Consider the following 16680-nt stretch of genomic DNA (forward strand, 5'->3'; position numbering starts at 1 on the left):
AAGGCAGTACCCTTTCAATTAGCGTGCTGCACCGCCATTTAGCACTCAATTTGACGGTGGCACGCGCATGTTTATAGCGTTTGTTAGCGGTAGCGTAGCTGAACGCCAACCTGCCCCTGCACATCACGAAGGGCCAACAACAAGTCGTCGCTGGGAGCTACTTTCCATTCATCGGCCAGCGCCAGCCAGCCAACCGCTGCTGAGTGGCGATACTGCAGCCGCACCGGCAACCCGCCGGTATCGCGGTATGGCGTAAGACTCTCACGCAGGCTATCGACTAAACGCCCGTTGATCTGTTCAGCATCCAATGCAAGTTCTACCGCTTCGCCATAGCGAATCCGTGCGGTCACCATCGGCGTAACGTCTTTACCCCGCAAACGCAAACCGCCGGAGAAGTCATCGTTGGATACTTCGCCTTCAACGATAATCACTTGGTCAGATTCGATTTGGCCCCGCAGTTGCTCAAATAGTTCGCCAAACAGGGAAGCTTCGATACGCCCGGTGCGATCATCCAGCGTGATAAACGCCATGGTATCGCCACGCTTGGACTTCATAGTGCGCATGGCTACCACTAAGCCAGCCACCCGCTGCGGCTCACGAGAGGCCTTCAAATCACTAATGCGAGTAGAGACAAAGCGCTTTAGCTCACGCTCATATTCATCAATGGGATGGCCGGTCAGATAGAGACCCAGCGTATCTTTTTCACCAGAAAGGCGCTCACGATCTGTCCATTCACGGGCGCTCTGATACTCAGCGTAAGGGTCCGTTTCTTCCTCTTCCGCAGTAAACGCATCGCCAAACATATCCAGCATACCCAGATTTTGGTTGGCATGGTTTTGAGCAGCCGCTTTCAAGGCGTCTTCCATCGCGGCGGAAAGCACCGCCCGGTTAGGGCCAAGATTATCCAGTGCGCCAGAGCGAATCAGCGCTTCCAGCGTTCGCTTGTTCATCCGTTTTGGATCAAGGCGGCGACAAAAATCGAACAGATCTTTAAATGGACCATCGGTGCTACGGGCTTCAACAATCGCACCAATTGGGCCTTCACCGACACCGCGAATGGCACCCAGGCCGTAAACCACGCGCCCTTCCGTATCAACGGTGAACTTGTAGCCACCGACATTAACATCCGGCGGTGTGACGGTAAGCTTGAGGTGGCGGCACTCCTCAATTAGCGGCACTACCTTGTCCAGGTTATCCATTTCCGTTGACATAACGGCGGCCATAAACGGGCCAGGATAGTGCGCTTTCAACCAGGCGGTTTGATAAGACACCAAGGCGTAAGCGGCAGAGTGCGATTTGTTAAAACCATAACCGGCGAATTTCTCAACAAGATCAAAGATATTGCCAGCAAGGTCTTTATCGATACCGTTGGCGGCACAGCCTTCCATAAAGCCTGAACGCTGCTTGGCCATCTCTTCGGGCTTTTTCTTACCCATGGCGCGGCGCAGCATGTCTGCCTGCCCCAGTGAATAGCCGGCCATTACCTGAGCAATCTGCATGACCTGCTCTTGGTACAAAATAATGCCGTATGTCGGGCTGAGTACCGGCTTTAACAGGTCATGCTGATAATCTGGGTGGGGGTAAGAGACTTCGGCACGGCCGTGCTTACGATTGATAAAGTCATCAACCATGCCGGACTGCAGCGGGCCTGGGCGGAATAGCGCCACCAGAGCGATCATATCGTCGAGGGAGTCTGGCAGCAGGCGCTTAATCAGCTCCTTCATACCACGAGATTCCAACTGGAAAACGGCGGTGGTTTCCGCGCGTTTAAGCATCTCAAACGTTTTGCTGTCGTCCAGCGGGATAGCGTCGATGTTAAGTGGCGCTTGACCGTTTACCCCCCGCACTTTATCGACCATTTCCAGCGCCCAGTCGATAATCGTCAGCGTCCGCAAGCCCAAAAAGTCGAACTTTACTAGCCCAGCGTCTTCGATGTCGTTTTTATCGAACTGCACCACCAGGCCAGAGCCATCTTCATCGCACAGCAGCGGCGAGAAATCGGTCAGTTTGGTGGGCGCAATGACGACGCCCCCCGCGTGCTTACCGGTACCCCGGGTGGTGCCCTCTAGCTTGAGGGCCATTTCCCAGATCTCTTCGGCTTCGTCGTCGTTGCCGATAAACTCTTTCAGTGCCGGTTCTTGCTCTATCGCTTTGGCAAGCGTCATACCCACTTCAAAGGGGATCAGCTTAGAGAGCTTATCGCCTAAGGAGTAAGGCCGCCCCTGAGCGCGCGCCACGTCGCGCACCACCGCTTTTGCAGCCATGGTGCCAAAGGTGACAATCTGAGATACCGCATTGCGGCCGTAACGATTAGCTACATATTCAATCACTTTGTCGCGCTTTTCCATGCAAAAGTCGACGTCAAAGTCGGGCATGGAGACACGCTCAGGATTAAGAAAGCGTTCGAACAGCAGATCGTAGCCAATGGGATCAAGATCGGTAATTTTTTGCGCGTAAGCCACTAATGAGCCCGCACCGGAACCACGCCCTGGGCCGACTGGCACGTTGTTATCCTTGGCCCACTGGATAAAGTCCATCACGATCAGGAAGTAACCAGGAAACCCCATCTGGATAATAACGTTCAGCTCAAACTCAAGCCTGTCACGGTAACGTTGATCAATCTCGCGATATGAATCGCTATCGCGGGGGTACTGTTCAACAGGGAACAGAAAATCTAACCGTTCAGTGAGGCCGTCATGGGAGACTTTGCGGAAAAACTCATCCTGCGTCATCCCTTCGGGAATTTCGAACTCAGGTAGGAAAATTTCGCCCAACCGTACATCAACGCTACACCGCTCGGCGATCATAACGCTGTTCTCAAGCGCCTCAGGAATATCAGCAAACAGTGCTGCCATCTCCTCAGGACTTTTTAGGTACTGCTCTTCGGTGTAGCGTCGTTCACGGCGCGGATCATCCAAGGCCTTGCCTTCACCGATGGCAACGCGGGTTTCGTGCGCCCAAAAGTCCTCCCGCTCTAAAAAGCGCACGTCATTGGTCGCTACCACTGGGGTATTCGACTCAATCGCAAGCTTCACACTCGCGTGAACGCAGTCTTCTTCAAGTGGCCGCCCGGTACGGATTAACTCCAAATAAAAACGGTCTGGAAAGGCGCGCTGCCACTCTTCCAACAGCTCTCGGGCTTCGCGCTCATGATCAGACAGCAAGTGACGACCTATCTCGCCTTCACGCCCGCCTGATAGCGCAATCAGTCCTTCGCTTTGCGCTAGCACCCACTGTTTGTCCAGAATGGCTCGCCCTTGGCGCTGGCCATCGGTCCACCCTTTAGAAATCAATTCAGTGAGATTGCGGTAACCCACATCGTTCATCGCCAGCAGCGTAATGCGATACGGATGGGCCTCATCATGGGGGTTGTACAACCATAAGTCGCTACCGATGATGGGCTTCAGGCCAGCGCCCTGCGCCGCTTTGTAGAACTTAACCAAACCAAACAAGTTAGCTTCATCGGTTAAGGCCAGAGCCGGCATCCCGCGCTCAGCGGTGGTACTGACCAGTGACTTGAGTTTTACCAAGCCATCAACCAGGGAGTATTCACTGTGCAAACGTAGATGAACAAACGGAACCGTCATGGGACTCTCAGCAACAAAGCTAGATAAATAGAAAATGCTTACAGCAGCGCTAACTGACGCTGAACCGGCGCAAAGCTCCGGCGGTGTTCGGCAAGCGGCCCGTGGGCAGACAGTGCCGCTAAATGTTCTTTCGTTGGATAACCTTTATGGCGGGCAAAGCCATAATCAGGATAGCGCAGATCAAGCTCAGCCATCTGAGCATCTCTGGCCACCTTGGCTAAAATTGACGCAGCGGCGATCGCAGGATGACGGGCATCGCCTTTTACCACCGCTTGCCCAGGAAGCTCGTGCCCAGGCAACCGATTACCATCGACCAATAAATATTCAGCCACGGGTGTTAAAGCATCAATGGCACGCCGCATAGCAAGATGAGTGGCATGGTAGATATTTAGCTGATCAACCTCAGCAGCACTGGCCTCGGCCACAGCAAACGCTAACGCACGTTCGCGAATCAGCACATCCAGCGCTTCGCGTTTTTTAGCAGTGAGCTTTTTTGAATCCGTCAGCCCCTCAATAGGGCGACTAAGATCAAGAATCACCGCCGATGCCACAACACTGCCAATCAGAGGCCCACGCCCAACTTCGTCAACGCCCGCTAAGAAGTCACCACGATAGTCGATCACTAAGGGGGGATAATCAGTCGGCTTAACGGCCATGATGACCCTCTTCGTAGGAAACTATTTCGTCGCTAGCCAATGGCTGGCCCGCCGCCAGAGAGGTAATTGCTTGTGCCGCTCGTTGGCTGGCATTGCGCTGTAACGCACGATGCATATCGGCAAAGCGTGCCTCCAGGGCGTTACGTGCTTGGGCATTATTAAGCATTTCGTCGAGCCGATCAGCGATCGTTTCTGGTGAGGCGGCGTCCTGGATCAGCTCGGGCACAACGCCCTCTTGAGCAATCAAATTGGGTAGTGAAATCCATGCTGTTTTCACCAAGCGCTTTGCCAGCCAATGAGTTATCGGCGCCATTTTATAAGCCACCAGCATTGACCGATGACATAGCATGGCTTCTAGCGCGGCGGTGCCCGAGGCCAGCAACACAGCATCGCTGGCTACCATCGCCTCGCGAGCCTGCCCTTCCAAGAGCATGACACGCTCGCTTAACGTGGGGTAGTTTGCCAGGAGCTGGGTAATTTCTTGATAACGCTGGCGGGTCGCTGCGGGAATGACCACATGCAGTGATTCATTACGCTGACAGAGCAGCTCAGCAGCGCGTAAAAACGTATCACCAAGAAAGCGTATTTCATTACCCCGCGAACCAGGCAGTATTGCCAGAACAGGGGCTTGAGCAGGCAATGCGAGTATCTGGCGAGCCGCTTGGCGATCATTCTCAAGCGGTAATTCATCCGCTAATGGATGACCAACAAAGGCGACCGGCACCTGGTGCTGATGGTAAAAGTCAGCCTCAAACGGCAGTAGCGTCAGCATGCCATCAACCGCCTTGGCGATCTTTTTCACCCGCCCTTGCCGCCATGCCCATACCGAAGGGCTGACATAGTGAGCTGTCTTTAATCCGGCGGCACGCAGCTGTTTTTCAAGACCAATATTGAAGTCAGGCGCGTCAATGCCAATCATAATATCCGGCTGCCAGGCGAGCGCTTCTTCACGCAGAATCCGGCGCACGCGAATGAGCTCTGGCAAGTGCTTGATGACTTCAACAAGCCCCATCACCGATAATGTTTCAAGGGGAAAGCGGCTCGTCAGACCCTGCGCTTCCATGCGAGGCCCGCCCAGCCCACGAAACTCAATGTTGGGGTGGCGCAGCTTCAGCTCGTGCATCAACCCTGCCCCAAGGATATCCCCGGAGAGTTCGCCTGCAACAATGTAGACGCGCTGAAGTGTCATGATGACGGGAGAAGTAGTGGCATTTGAATCCATCGTTGATGTCGGCTAGACATCAATGTCATTAGCGGACGATACCGCGCGTTGACCGCTCAATAGAGTCGGCAAACGTGGTGACTTCGGGCAGGTCGAATCGGCTGCGCATTTCGCTAACCGCCTGCTCGACAGTTAAGCCCTGGCGGTATACCAGTTTGTAGGCACTGCTTAATGCATTGATCGCGTCTCGACTAAAGCCACGGCGCTTCAAGCCAACAAGATTAAGGCCTCGCGCTTCAGCAGGGTTGCCATTGATCATCACATAGGCGGGCGTGTCTTTGGTAATAATCGACCCGCCTCCGGCCATCGCATGTTCACCAAAGTGACAAAACTGGTGAACAGCCGCAAGGCCACCCAAAATAGCGTGATCACCGAGAACAACATGACCTGCCAAAGTGACTTGGTTAGCTAGGATACAGTCGTTGCCAATCACACAGTCATGACCGACATGAACATACGCCATGAATAGGTTACGCGAGCCAATAGTGGTTTCGCCGCGATCCTGCACGGTACCACGGTGGAGAGTAACGCCTTCACGAACAACGTTATCATCCCCCATTACCAAGCGCGTTGGCTCGCCGGCGTATTTTTTGTCTTGGCAGTCTTCTCCTACCGAAGCAAACTGAAAAATTCGCGTACGTTCACCGAGAACGGTAGGCCCTTTAATCACCACATGGGGGCCTATCACAGAGCCAGCGCCAATCGTGACGTCTGGCCCAATAACACTAAACGGGCCAACCTCAACGTCGTCAGCAAGCTGCGCTTTGGGATCAACCAGTGCAGTAGGATGTATCAAGCGACCTTCCTCTCAGCACAAATAATTTCCGCCTCGCAGGCTAATTCACCATCAACCGTGGCACGGCAGGCGAACTTCCAAATACCACGTTTCCCACGGATGACATTGGCTTCCAGGACTAACTGGTCCCCCGGCATAACAGGGCGCTTGAAGCGCACATTATCGCTTCCTACTAGATAGTACACATAGCCGTCAGCGGGCAGCTTATTGACCGTTTTAAAGCCTAAAATACCGCACACCTGAGCCAGCGCCTCTAAGACTAAAACACCTGGCATAATGGGATGGTGCGGGAAATGGCCATTAAAAAACGGTTCATTAATACTGACATTTTTGTACGCAACGATGGATTCACCCACGGTTAATTGCGTTACTCGGTCCACCAGCAAAAACGGGTAGCGATGAGGCAAGTATTCGCGAATTTCGTTAATATCCATAACCATCGTAACGACCTCTAAAATGACAAAAGGCCCGAATCATATCAGGCACGCACCAGCAAAGTTGCTGGTTAAAAAGCAGTGAATTATAACCTGCTGCTATGCAGCCTCAAGCTAGCTGTAGCTATATTGCTGCCAAAACTCTACTTGCTGCGATGGCTTTTCTCTAAACGAGATAAACGCTTGGCTATTTCATCTAGCTGTTTAAATCGCACCGCATTCTTGCGCCATTGGGTATTATTCATGGCACCAGTACCCGATGAATAGACACCTGGTTCATGAATCGAATTGGTCACTAGACTCATCCCCGTTACCTGCACACCGTCACAAATAGAAAGGTGTCCGGACAGTCCAACGCCCCCTCCGAGCATACAGTGCTTACCCACTGTCGTGGAGCCAGCAATGCCAACACATCCCGCTAATGCGCTGTGATCACCAATGATCACGTTATGCGCAATCTGTACCTGGCTATCGATTTTTACATCGTTGCCAATGACAGTGTCTCCCAACGCGCCACGGTCAATGCTTGAGCAGCTACCGACTTCAACATCATCGCCTAGCACAACCCCGCCTAATTGAGCGATTTTGTGCCATCCGGCCCCGTCATGGGCAAAGCCGAAACCATCACCACCGATCACACAGCCGCTTTGCAAAATCACTCGCTTGCCCACAACAACACCGTGGCAAACAGTAACGTTGGCGTGTAGCCGCGTATCGTCGCCAATCACGCTATCGGCACCAATCACACTGCCAGCACCAACAACCACACGCTCACCTAACACGACGCCGGCTTCAATCACCGCATGCGCTTGAACAGACACACCGTTGCCCAACATAGCGTCATCCGCTACAACCGCTGTGGGGTGAATACCAGTCACATCCCGAGCAGGTAACGGATCGAATAGCTGGGAAAGCTTTGCGTAACCTAAATAAGGATTCGCCATCTCTAAACGCGGAACAGGGCAATTCTTGCCATGCTCAGGATGAAGCAACACTGCCGCTGCTTTTGTGGTTGCTAGATCTTTTAAATACGCACGATTAGCGAGAAATGCGACTTGATCAGGCGCTGCCTCTTTAAGCGTTGCGAGACCCCGAATCGGCTGTTCGGCGTCGCCTTCAAAATCGACGTCCAAGTGACGTGCAATCTGCGCAAGGGTAAGGTGATGAGGAGCGTGCGTCATGGGAGCCCAGAGAAACATGGGTGCGGACTAGCCGCACCAACAGTCCTAAAATTAGTTTAGCGAATCAAAAATCTGTGTGACCTCATTAGTCACATTAGGCAGGTCAGTTGATGAGTGCAACACCCCTTGAGGCTCTACCAGAACATCAATGTTGTGACGCTCTAACACCTGCTCTACCGCTTGTTCCAGCTTGGGCTCAGCGCCTTCAAGGAACCGCTGCTCAGACGCTTGCTGCGCTTGGAGCACTTCACGGCGCAGCTGCTCAAAGCGGCTACCCTTCTGCTGAAGTTCAGCAATTAGCGGATCTCGCTGAGACTGAGACATTGTCTCACCTTCACGCTGTAAACGCTCTTGTATGCGTTGAAGCTCTTCTCCTAACGCTTGAGCCTCGCGCTGCTGGTTACCGATTTGGCCTTCCAGTTGGCTCAACGATGACTGAGCCGACTGTGTATTCATCAACGCAGCACGCCAATCAAGCACTGCCACTTCAGCGGCAATGGCGTAGGCGGGAAGCGTCATGGCGCCAAATAGGCACACAGCTGCTGTCAGTTTACGCATCGTGTTAACTCCTTTTTATTAGGTAGGTACCAACGTATCCCACCATGTTAGAACGTTTGGCCCAGCGAGAACTGGAAGAACTGGGTATCGTCACCGCTTTTATCGCTTAACGGTTCTGCAACGCTGAAGGTCAACGGGCCTACCGGCGTTAGCCACGAAAGGCCGATACCAACGCTGTAACGCAAGTCACCCAGGTCGACTCCAGAACTACATTGCTGGCGCCCAATATCTGCTTCCTGCACATCATAGCAAGAACTCAAGAAGGTATTACCCGCGTCGAGGAAGAGCGACGGTTGAATCGCACGCTGGTCTTCCACAAAGGGCATTGGGAAGAGCACTTCTGCCGACCCTTCTACCAAGATATTACCGCCCAACGTACGGTCACGTCCGCCATCTCGAGTCGGTGTTGTACGCTGTCCCAGGGTATTCGATGTAAAACCACGCACTGAACCTAAGCCACCCGCATAAAAGTTCTCATAGAACGGATAAGGATCATTGCTACCCAGCGTGTCGGCATAGCCTAGATTACCGGTAAACTTCAACGCCCAAGTCTGGTCATCGTTGATCGGGAACAGCTGCTGGGCACGAGCACGCAGCTTGTAGTATTCCGCATCACTACCAGGGACACCTGTTTCTAGCGAGACACGCTGATAGTTACCCGCTGTTGGCATAATGCCACGGTTCAAGTTATTACGTGTCCAGCTTGCCGTTAGCTTCAGGCTTTGTGCGTCATCGCCTTGATCTTCGACGTAACGAATGATTTCTGAGGCAGAGTCGTCATAGGTTTTAATCGTGAGTTCTTCAATACTGGCGCCAAAGTTCAGACGGGAAAGCTCGCTGATGGGGTAACCGAAGTTAATACCAGCACCGTAAGCATCGGTGGAGAACGTCGAAATATCGGAGTCGCCGTAATCCGTTTCCCGATAAAACAGGTTATAACCGCGCGAAATACCATCCAGTGTCCAGTAGGGATCCGTAAATGCAAAGTTAACGCTGGTAAACGTATCACTACGTTGCGCACCTACGTTGACGCGGTTACCGGTACCTAGGAAGTTATTTTGCGCCAAACCGACACCATAAATTACCCCTGCACTTTGCGAGAAGCCGACACTGGCAGATACCGAGCCAGACGGTTGCTCTTCGACGTTATACGTTACGTCTAGCAAGTCGGGCTGCCCCGGAACCGGTTGCGTATCAACCTCTACCTGGCTGAAAAAGCCAAGACGCTCCAAGCGTTGACGCGACTGAGTAATCGACTCAGTCGAGGCAGGCGCCCCCTCTAACTGGATCATTTCTCGACGCAATACTTCGTCTTGCGTTGTGGTATTGCCGTAAAACTCAATACGACGTACATAAGTTCGCTGACCAGGGTTGACCGCGATCACTAAATCAACCGTTTCACCATCACCGGCCATTTCAGGGATACCTTGAACTTCAGCAAACGCAAAGCCTTCCGCCCCAAGACGCTGACGAAGCGCCTCGGTAGACGCGTTGAGATCCCCACGAGAGAACGTATCACCACGGTTAATAGTCAGTAGCTCGTTCGCTTCGTTTTCGCTAATTTGCAGGTCACCTGCAAAACGAATGTCGCCTACTTGGAACTGGTTGCCCTCATCAATATTTAACGTGATGAAGATCTCTGACTTTTCAGGACCAATGGAAACCTGTGTTGAGGTGACATCAAAATTGACGTAACCACGATCCAAGTAAAAGGAGCGTAACCGCTCAATGTCCCCTGCCAACGCTTCGCGGGAATACTCATCTTTAGAGAACCAACCAAAAACACGCCCTGGCCGATCATTTAGCTCAAATACGTCGCGCAGCGTGTCATCGTCGAACGCTTCATTGCCCACGATGTTGATCTGGCGGATTTTAGCGACTTCACCTTCGTTAACATTGATATTAACCTGAACACGGCCTTCATCAATTTCGTCAACTTCAACATCGATACCGGCGCTGTAGCGCCCCTGAGCTTGATAAACCCCTTCAAGCTCACGCTGAATCTCTTCCAACGTGGAAAGTTGGAGCACCTGCCCCTCAGAAAGACCTGATTCGCGCAGACCGTTGCGCAGATCCTCATCAGAAATCTGCTGATTCCCTTCGATGTTCAAGCGCGCGATCGTCGGGCGCTCAACCACCTGGATAATCAACACATCTCCTTCGCGCGCGAGGGAAACATCTTCAAACAAACCTGTGGCAAACAAATCTCGCGCAGCGGCAGCAAGCTGCTGTTCGCTAACGCGATCATTGGCATTGACGGGAAACGCATTAAAGACCGAGGCGGCAGATACCCGCTGCAGTCCTTCCACACGAATGTCGGAAACATCAAAGGATTGTGCTTGGGCAGTGCTGGTACCTACCAACAACAATGCCGCCATTCCAAGGGTCTTGATTTTCATGCAGTCAGTTCGCTCGCGTTGGTCTGCCCATCATTCCAGATAGGCACCATATACATTTGTGCAGGCAGATGACAAGGCATCCAGCGCCCTACACGCGTCATTACCACAGGCGCATCAGATCAAAATAGAGAGCCATCAACATTAGGGTGCCTACCATGGCAAGCCCAATACGCAACCCTACTGCTTGCGTTTGCTCAGAGACCGGCCGCCCACGCACGACCTCTATAAAATAATAAAGTAAATGCCCACCATCGAGCACGGGTATTGGCAGTAGATTAAGCACGCCAAGGCTGATAGAAAGATACGCTAGAAAGCCTACGAACGCTTCCATCCCCGCACGAGCAGAGTCACCTGATATCTGCGCGATGGTAATCGGCCCCGAAAGGTTCGACGGTGAAATAAGCCCCACCAGCATCTTACGGATAGCATCTACTGTCAGCAGCGTCATCTCACCTGTACGTGATAACGCTTGACCTACCGCTTCTACAGGCCCGTAACGAATTTCACGTTGAAACTCTTCAGGCCATGTTACCTGCTGCGCTCCGGCACCAATGTACCCAACCTCGACGCCACTCTCCAGCGTATTACGTCCAGGGGTTAAGGAAAGGCTACCCTGCTCATCACCACGCTGGTAACCCACCTCTAAGGTTTGGCCTGCATTCTCACGAATAACCGAGACAAACTGCATCCAGTCGTCAATTGGCTCGCCATCCAGAGACACAATACGATCACCCGCTCGCAGGCCAGCTTGTGCAGCCGCCTGGCCATCAATCACTTGGCCTAGCACTGCGGGTACGTTCGGGCGCCAAGGTGTAATGCCCAAACTCTGCATTGGCTGGGGCGGGTCCTGGCGAACCATGTAGTTGGCAACAGGAAGCTGATAAACCCGAGAGGCATTGGACCCTTCAGGCTGTGCCTCAAGCACCAGGTCGCCATTAAACCCGATCATAGAGACAAGCTTTAAATTAATCTCTTCCCAGGAGCGCATAGCATCTCCCTGGATAGAGGTAATTTCTGCGCCGTGAGAAAGCCCTGCCTCTGCCGCAGGAGAGTTAGGAGCAACATCGCCAACAATAGGAGCAACGGTTGTAGTGCCTGCAACGAATAGCGCCCAGTAAGCTACAATCGCAAGTAAAAAATTTGCAATCGGGCCAGCGGCAACAATAGCGATACGCTGCCATACGGTCTTGCGGTTAAACGCCTGATCTAATTGCTCTTCAGGTACAGGCGCTTCGCGCTCGTCGAGCATTTTTACGTAGCCGCCTAGCGGTATGGCCGCCACCGCGAACTCTGTGCCGTGACGATCAACGGTCGACCATAGCGGCTTACCAAAGCCGACTGAGAAACGTAGCACCTTTACACCGCAGCGCCGCGCCACCCAAAAATGGCCAAACTCGTGAAAGGTTACCAACAACCCCAGTACCACGATCACCGCTAATATGTTCTGTATCAGGCTCACTCTTCGCTCCTTTACACGACTCGCTGATCAACGATGGCTGATGCTAAGCGAACTACTGGCATACTATTAGCGCCGCCTGCTCCCGTGCCCACTGATCTGCAGATAATATCCGCTCAAGCGTGTCGGCACGCCCTTCAAACGGTAGAGCCATCACTTTTGCCACTACGTCAGCAATCGCGCTGAAGCCAAGCTGTCCTTCCAGAAAAGCCTCCACGGCGACCTCATTCGCCGCATTCAAAATCGCCGGTGCAGCGCCGCCCTTGTGCATAGCATCACGGGCGAGCGACAAGCAGGGGAAAAGCGCTTCATCGGGGGCTTCGAAATCCAGACGCGCCACCTGAAAAAGATCCAGCGTCTCAACACCCGCATCAATCCGTTCCGGCCATGCCAATCCATAAGCAATAGGCGTACGCATATCAGGATTACCCAGCTGCGCAATCACCGAGCCATCATCATAGGCAACCATCGAGTGAATAACGCTTTGCGGATGAACCACTACCTGTATCTGATCAGGCGTTGCATCAAATAGCCAGCACGCTTCAATAAGCTCTAAGCCTTTATTCATCAACGTCGCGCTATCGACGGAGATTTTGCGCCCCATTGACCAGTTAGGATGATGACAAGCCTGCTCAGGGGTCACCTTAGCGATATCTTCTGCCTGCCAGCCACGAAAAGGGCCGCCAGAGGCGGTGAGCAGCAGCTGGCGAACACCGTGCTGACGCAGTCCACCTCTATGCTCGGTAGGTAGACATTGGTAAATAGCATTATGTTCGGAATCAATCGGCAATAAGGTTGCACCTGAGCGCGCAACAGCGTCCATAAACAGCGCGCCACTCATCACTAGAGCTTCTTTATTGGCCAACAGTACGCGCTTACCTGACTCGGCAGCTGCTAGCGCAGGTAACAGGCCCGCTGCGCCAACAATAGCGGCCATCACGGTATCCACTTGCCTTTCTCGCGCCACCTGGCAAAGCGCCATAGCTCCTGAAAGAACCTTAGTAGAGAGCCCTGACGTTAAAAGTGCTTGCTGCAACCAGGCCGCATCCTCAGGGTCATGTAATACAGCGACTTCTGGGTGATGAAAGCGGCATTGCGCTAAGAGCACTTCTTTTGAGGTATGGGCCGTTAAGGCATAAACGCGATAGCGGTCTGGATATTGAGCAATGACATCAAGGGTGCTTTTACCAATTGAGCCTGTTGAACCAAGCACTGTAATACGCTGAACAGCTGGTTGGCTCATAGGGCGCTCACCTGGAGATGGATCACCTGCAAATAGAACAGCGCAAAAATAGGCACTGCTGCCGTCAGGCTATCAATACGATCCAGTACACCGCCATGGCCTGGCAAGAGCTGACTTGAATCTTTGATGCCCCGATAGCGTTTAAGCATACTTTCGAGAAGGTCACCAAGCACTGAAACCAGCGTCACTAAACCGGTAATCACTACCAGTGCGACACCGCCTATAAGGTTAATGGGCTGCCACACAGCGAACACAATTGCTAGCAATAGCGTGGCCGCAAGGCCGCCATAAACACCTTCCCAGGACTTACCTGGGCTCACTTTTGGAGCAAGCTTATTTTTTCCCCAACGCCTGCCAGCAAAGTAGGCGCCAATATCAGCGGTCCAGACTAACAACAGCACAAACAGCAGCCATACAGCGCCACTATCGCGGAGCACATTGAATCCTACCCAGCACGGCAGCAGCACCCACACACCCATGAGCAACCGCCGAGAAGTGGCTTGCCATTGGTTGGCAGTATCAGGGTAGTGGGTCACCCAATAAAGATTAATCCCCCACCCCACAGCAGCCAGCCAAAGCGGCCAAGCGGCAAACGCTGCTCCACCTAGCCACATTGCCAGCATTAACACTGCCATAACAGCTACCAGGGCAATTCGCGCTCCCTGACGGGCGACACCGGCCAAGTTGGTCCACTCCCAAGCACCTAGCAGCACAATTAGCGCTGTAAACAGTGCAAAGGCTCCACCTTGTAGTCCGAACAAGCCAGTCAGCGTCAGGGGCGCTAACCAAGCTGCTGTAATCATCCGCTGTTTAAGCACCTTGCGCCTCTATTTGTGCGTCGGTCATACCAAAACGACGGCGACGTAGGCAAAAATCGTCAAGCGCCTCATCAAGTGCCGCCCCGTTAAAATCTGGCCAGAGCAGTGGCGAAAAATGCAGTTCTGCGTAAGCTAACTGCCATAACATAAAGTTAGATAGCCGCTGCTCTCCGCTGGTGCGGATGCATAAATCTACCGGCGGTACATTGTGCGTATTCATCGCCGCATCAAGACGCGCCTCATCAATATCGGAAGCCGCTAACTCACCTGCGGCGACTTGCTCCGCCAACTGTCTAGCCGCTCGCGCAAGGTCCCATTGACCACCGTAGTTGGCCGCAATCACCAGATGCATACCGGTATTCTCTGCGGTTAACGACTCGGCACGCTGAATATGCTTTTGGATCGCATGGGAAAAACCACGCTGTTCGCCAATAATTGACAGGCGAATATTACGCTCATGGAGCTTTTTGACCTCGCGCTTAAGCGCCATCAAAAAAAGCTCCATCAAGGCATTCACCTCAGCCGCTGGGCGCTTCCAGTTTTCACTTGAAAAAGCAAAAAGACTCAGTGTCTGAACGCCGCGCTGCGCAGCGCGTTCAATAACCGCTCGAACGGCTTCGACACCGGCTCGGTGACCGCGCACTCCGGAAAGCCCACGTGCCCGCGCCCAGCGGTTATTACCATCCATAATAATAGCAACATGGGCTGGCGGCGCCTCCTCGGACCGAGAAGGCGTCGCGCCATCCTGCTGCGCTTGGGGAAGCTGCGGAGACGTCATGGGTTCTCGCACCAAAGATCAGTCATAGTAAAGCCAAGCGATGACCCACGGGCAGCCAAGCCCCCCGTGGTTGATTGAAAGCAGGTAGCTATTTTTAGACTAATAACTATACCTGCATGAGATCTTGTTCTTTTGCGGCAAGCGCTTTATCGACCTCAGCAATATACTTATCCGTCAACTTCTGGATTTCGTCTTCACCCTGGCGCTGATCGTCTTCAGTAATTTCTTTATCCTTCAACAAAGACTTAAAATCACCGTTGGCATCACGACGTACGTTACGCACCGCCACGCGCGCATGTTCAGCTTCGCTACGCGCCTGCTTGATGTAACCTTTGCGCGTTTCTTCGGTCAACATCGGCATCGGCACGCGAATGACATTGCCGGCGCTGGCAGGATTGAGCCCCAGATCAGAGGTCATAATTGCCTTTTCAATCTTGGGCACCATGCCCTGCTCCCAAGGCGCCACTGTCAGCGTACGAGCATCTTCCACGTTAACAGAAGCCACTTGATTTAGCGGCACCTGACCACCGTAATAATCAACGGTAACAGCGTCGAGAATACTGGGATGAGCACGCCCCGTACGGATTTTGTTGAAGTTGCTGTGCAGCGCTTCAACGCTTTTCTTCATGCGAGATTCTGCATCTTTCTTGATGTCATTGATCACGATATTACCCTCTGTCTATCAGCGTGCCTTCCTTGCCCCCTACTACCAAATTCAGCAGGGCACCAGGCTTATTCATATCAAATACCCGCACCGGCATATTATGGTCACGTACCAGGCAGATTGCGGTCAAATCCATAACGCCCAATTTTTGGTCTAGGGCATCGTCGTAAGAGAGCTGGTCATACTTCACGGCATCGGGATGTTTAACCGGATCTTTATTGTACACGCCGTCTACTTTGGTGGCCTTGATCACCACGTCAACATCTACTTCAATACCACGTAAGCAGGCTGCAGAGTCGGTCGTAAAGAAAGGATTACCCGTTCCCGCTGAAAACAGCACCACGTCTCCCGACGTTAAGTAGCGGATGGCGGTGCGGCGGTCGTAATGCTCTACCACACCACTCATGGGAATCGCTGACATTACCCGCGAGCGAATATTGGAACGCTCAAGCGCATCTCGCATTGCTAGCGCATTCATCACGGTTGCCAGCATTCCCATGTGGTCACCCGTCACCCGATCCATGCCGGCTTCATTAAGCGCCGCGCCACGAAATAGGTTTCCACCACCAATCACGATCCCCACCTGAACGCCAATACCAACCAATTGGCCGATCTCTAACGCCATACGATCCAGCACTTTCGGATCAATACCAAAATCGTGCTCACCCATTAGCGCTTCGCCAGACAACTTCAGCAAAATACGTTTGTATTTTGATTTCGACTTTTCAGTCTTACTGGCAGCAACTGCGGGGGCGGACTCTTGAACTTCACGTGACATGGCATCTCTCCTGAGGCAGACCTGAACACAGGCGGGCGAGACGACCCCTGTTTTTCACAGGGGCCGGATACACAAAAGCGTGCGCTCGCGCGCACGCCATCTTCTTTCTG

General features: G+C 53.0%; 14 protein-coding genes. All 14 read right to left on the reverse strand.

Going from position 1 to position 16680, the window contains the following annotated elements; all coding sequences use genetic code 11:
* Window positions 1-83 precede the first annotated feature (83 nt).
* Window positions 84-3587, reverse strand: coding sequence for a DNA polymerase III subunit alpha (dnaE, locus tag INT19_RS05145; RefSeq protein ID WP_193059962.1), 3504 nt, complete (start codon window positions 3585-3587; stop codon window positions 84-86).
* Between the two features lie 38 nt (window positions 3588-3625).
* Window positions 3626-4243 carry a ribonuclease HII gene (gene rnhB / locus INT19_RS05150; protein WP_193059964.1) on the reverse strand — a complete coding sequence of 206 codons (618 nt, stop codon included), beginning with the start codon at window positions 4241-4243 and terminating at the stop codon, window positions 3626-3628.
* A complete protein-coding gene (lpxB, locus tag INT19_RS05155; RefSeq protein WP_193059999.1) occupies window positions 4233-5432 on the reverse strand; it encodes a lipid-A-disaccharide synthase in 1200 nt (399 codons plus the stop codon). Before lpxB ends, rnhB begins: the two co-directional genes overlap by 11 nt.
* Before the next feature lie 61 nt (window positions 5433-5493).
* On the reverse strand, window positions 5494-6261 hold the full coding sequence (lpxA, locus tag INT19_RS05160) for an acyl-ACP--UDP-N-acetylglucosamine O-acyltransferase (RefSeq protein WP_089039221.1): 768 nt from the start codon (window positions 6259-6261) through the stop codon (window positions 5494-5496).
* The gene (gene fabZ, locus INT19_RS05165; RefSeq protein WP_089039222.1) at window positions 6258-6701 is read right to left on the reverse strand and encodes a 3-hydroxyacyl-ACP dehydratase FabZ; all 444 of its coding nucleotides are present in this window, start codon (window positions 6699-6701) and stop codon (window positions 6258-6260) included. Before fabZ ends, lpxA begins: the two co-directional genes overlap by 4 nt.
* Before the next feature lie 137 nt (window positions 6702-6838).
* Entirely contained in the window at window positions 6839-7876 is a 1038-nt protein-coding gene (gene lpxD, locus INT19_RS05170) for a UDP-3-O-(3-hydroxymyristoyl)glucosamine N-acyltransferase (RefSeq protein ID WP_089040909.1), read from the reverse strand.
* Between the two features lie 51 nt (window positions 7877-7927).
* Complete coding sequence (locus INT19_RS05175) at window positions 7928-8434, reverse strand: OmpH family outer membrane protein (protein ID WP_089039223.1); 507 nt, start codon at window positions 8432-8434, stop codon at window positions 7928-7930.
* 47 nt (window positions 8435-8481) lie between these two features.
* Window positions 8482-10833, reverse strand: a complete 2352-nt coding sequence (gene bamA, locus INT19_RS05180; RefSeq protein ID WP_442311561.1) for an outer membrane protein assembly factor BamA — start codon at window positions 10831-10833, stop codon at window positions 8482-8484.
* A 100-nt stretch (window positions 10834-10933) separates the two neighbouring features.
* Entirely contained in the window at window positions 10934-12292 is a 1359-nt protein-coding gene (gene rseP, locus INT19_RS05185) for a sigma E protease regulator RseP (protein WP_193059966.1), read from the reverse strand.
* A gap of 52 nt (window positions 12293-12344) precedes the next feature.
* Window positions 12345-13532, reverse strand: coding sequence for a 1-deoxy-D-xylulose-5-phosphate reductoisomerase (gene ispC, locus INT19_RS05190; protein WP_193059967.1), 1188 nt, complete (start codon window positions 13530-13532; stop codon window positions 12345-12347).
* On the reverse strand, window positions 13529-14350 hold the full coding sequence (locus INT19_RS05195; RefSeq protein WP_193059968.1) for a phosphatidate cytidylyltransferase: 822 nt from the start codon (window positions 14348-14350) through the stop codon (window positions 13529-13531). Before INT19_RS05195 ends, ispC begins: the two co-directional genes overlap by 4 nt.
* Complete coding sequence (gene uppS / locus INT19_RS05200) at window positions 14343-15128, reverse strand: polyprenyl diphosphate synthase (protein ID WP_089039227.1); 786 nt, start codon at window positions 15126-15128, stop codon at window positions 14343-14345. Before uppS ends, INT19_RS05195 begins: the two co-directional genes overlap by 8 nt.
* 106 nt (window positions 15129-15234) lie before the next feature.
* The gene (frr, locus tag INT19_RS05205; RefSeq protein WP_089039228.1) at window positions 15235-15792 is read right to left on the reverse strand and encodes a ribosome recycling factor; all 558 of its coding nucleotides are present in this window, start codon (window positions 15790-15792) and stop codon (window positions 15235-15237) included.
* Between the two features lie 4 nt (window positions 15793-15796).
* Window positions 15797-16570, reverse strand: coding sequence for a UMP kinase (gene pyrH, locus INT19_RS05210; RefSeq protein WP_089039229.1), 774 nt, complete (start codon window positions 16568-16570; stop codon window positions 15797-15799).
* Window positions 16571-16680: the final 110 nt, after the last annotated feature.

The organism is Halomonas sp. 3A7M (genome assembly GCF_014897875.1).
Taxonomy (GTDB): Bacteria; Pseudomonadota; Gammaproteobacteria; order Pseudomonadales; family Halomonadaceae; genus Vreelandella.

Coding starts and splice junctions, on each gene's coding strand:
- INT19_RS05175 (WP_089039223.1), bottom strand. CDS start 8,434: ATGCGTAAACTGACAGCAGCTGTGTGCCTATTTGGCGCCATGACGCTT.
- lpxB (WP_193059999.1), bottom strand. CDS start 5,432: ATGACACTTCAGCGCGTCTACATTGTTGCAGGCGAACTCTCCGGGGAT.
- uppS (WP_089039227.1), bottom strand. CDS start 15,128: ATGACGTCTCCGCAGCTTCCCCAAGCGCAGCAGGATGGCGCGACGCCT.
- dnaE (WP_193059962.1), bottom strand. CDS start 3,587: ATGACGGTTCCGTTTGTTCATCTACGTTTGCACAGTGAATACTCCCTG.
- rnhB (WP_193059964.1), bottom strand. CDS start 4,243: ATGGCCGTTAAGCCGACTGATTATCCCCCCTTAGTGATCGACTATCGT.
- ispC (WP_193059967.1), bottom strand. CDS start 13,532: ATGAGCCAACCAGCTGTTCAGCGTATTACAGTGCTTGGTTCAACAGGC.
- pyrH (WP_089039229.1), bottom strand. CDS start 16,570: ATGTCACGTGAAGTTCAAGAGTCCGCCCCCGCAGTTGCTGCCAGTAAG.
- lpxD (WP_089040909.1), bottom strand. CDS start 7,876: ATGACGCACGCTCCTCATCACCTTACCCTTGCGCAGATTGCACGTCAC.
- fabZ (WP_089039222.1), bottom strand. CDS start 6,701: ATGGTTATGGATATTAACGAAATTCGCGAATACTTGCCTCATCGCTAC.
- bamA (WP_442311561.1), bottom strand. CDS start 10,833: ATGAAAATCAAGACCCTTGGAATGGCGGCATTGTTGTTGGTAGGTACC.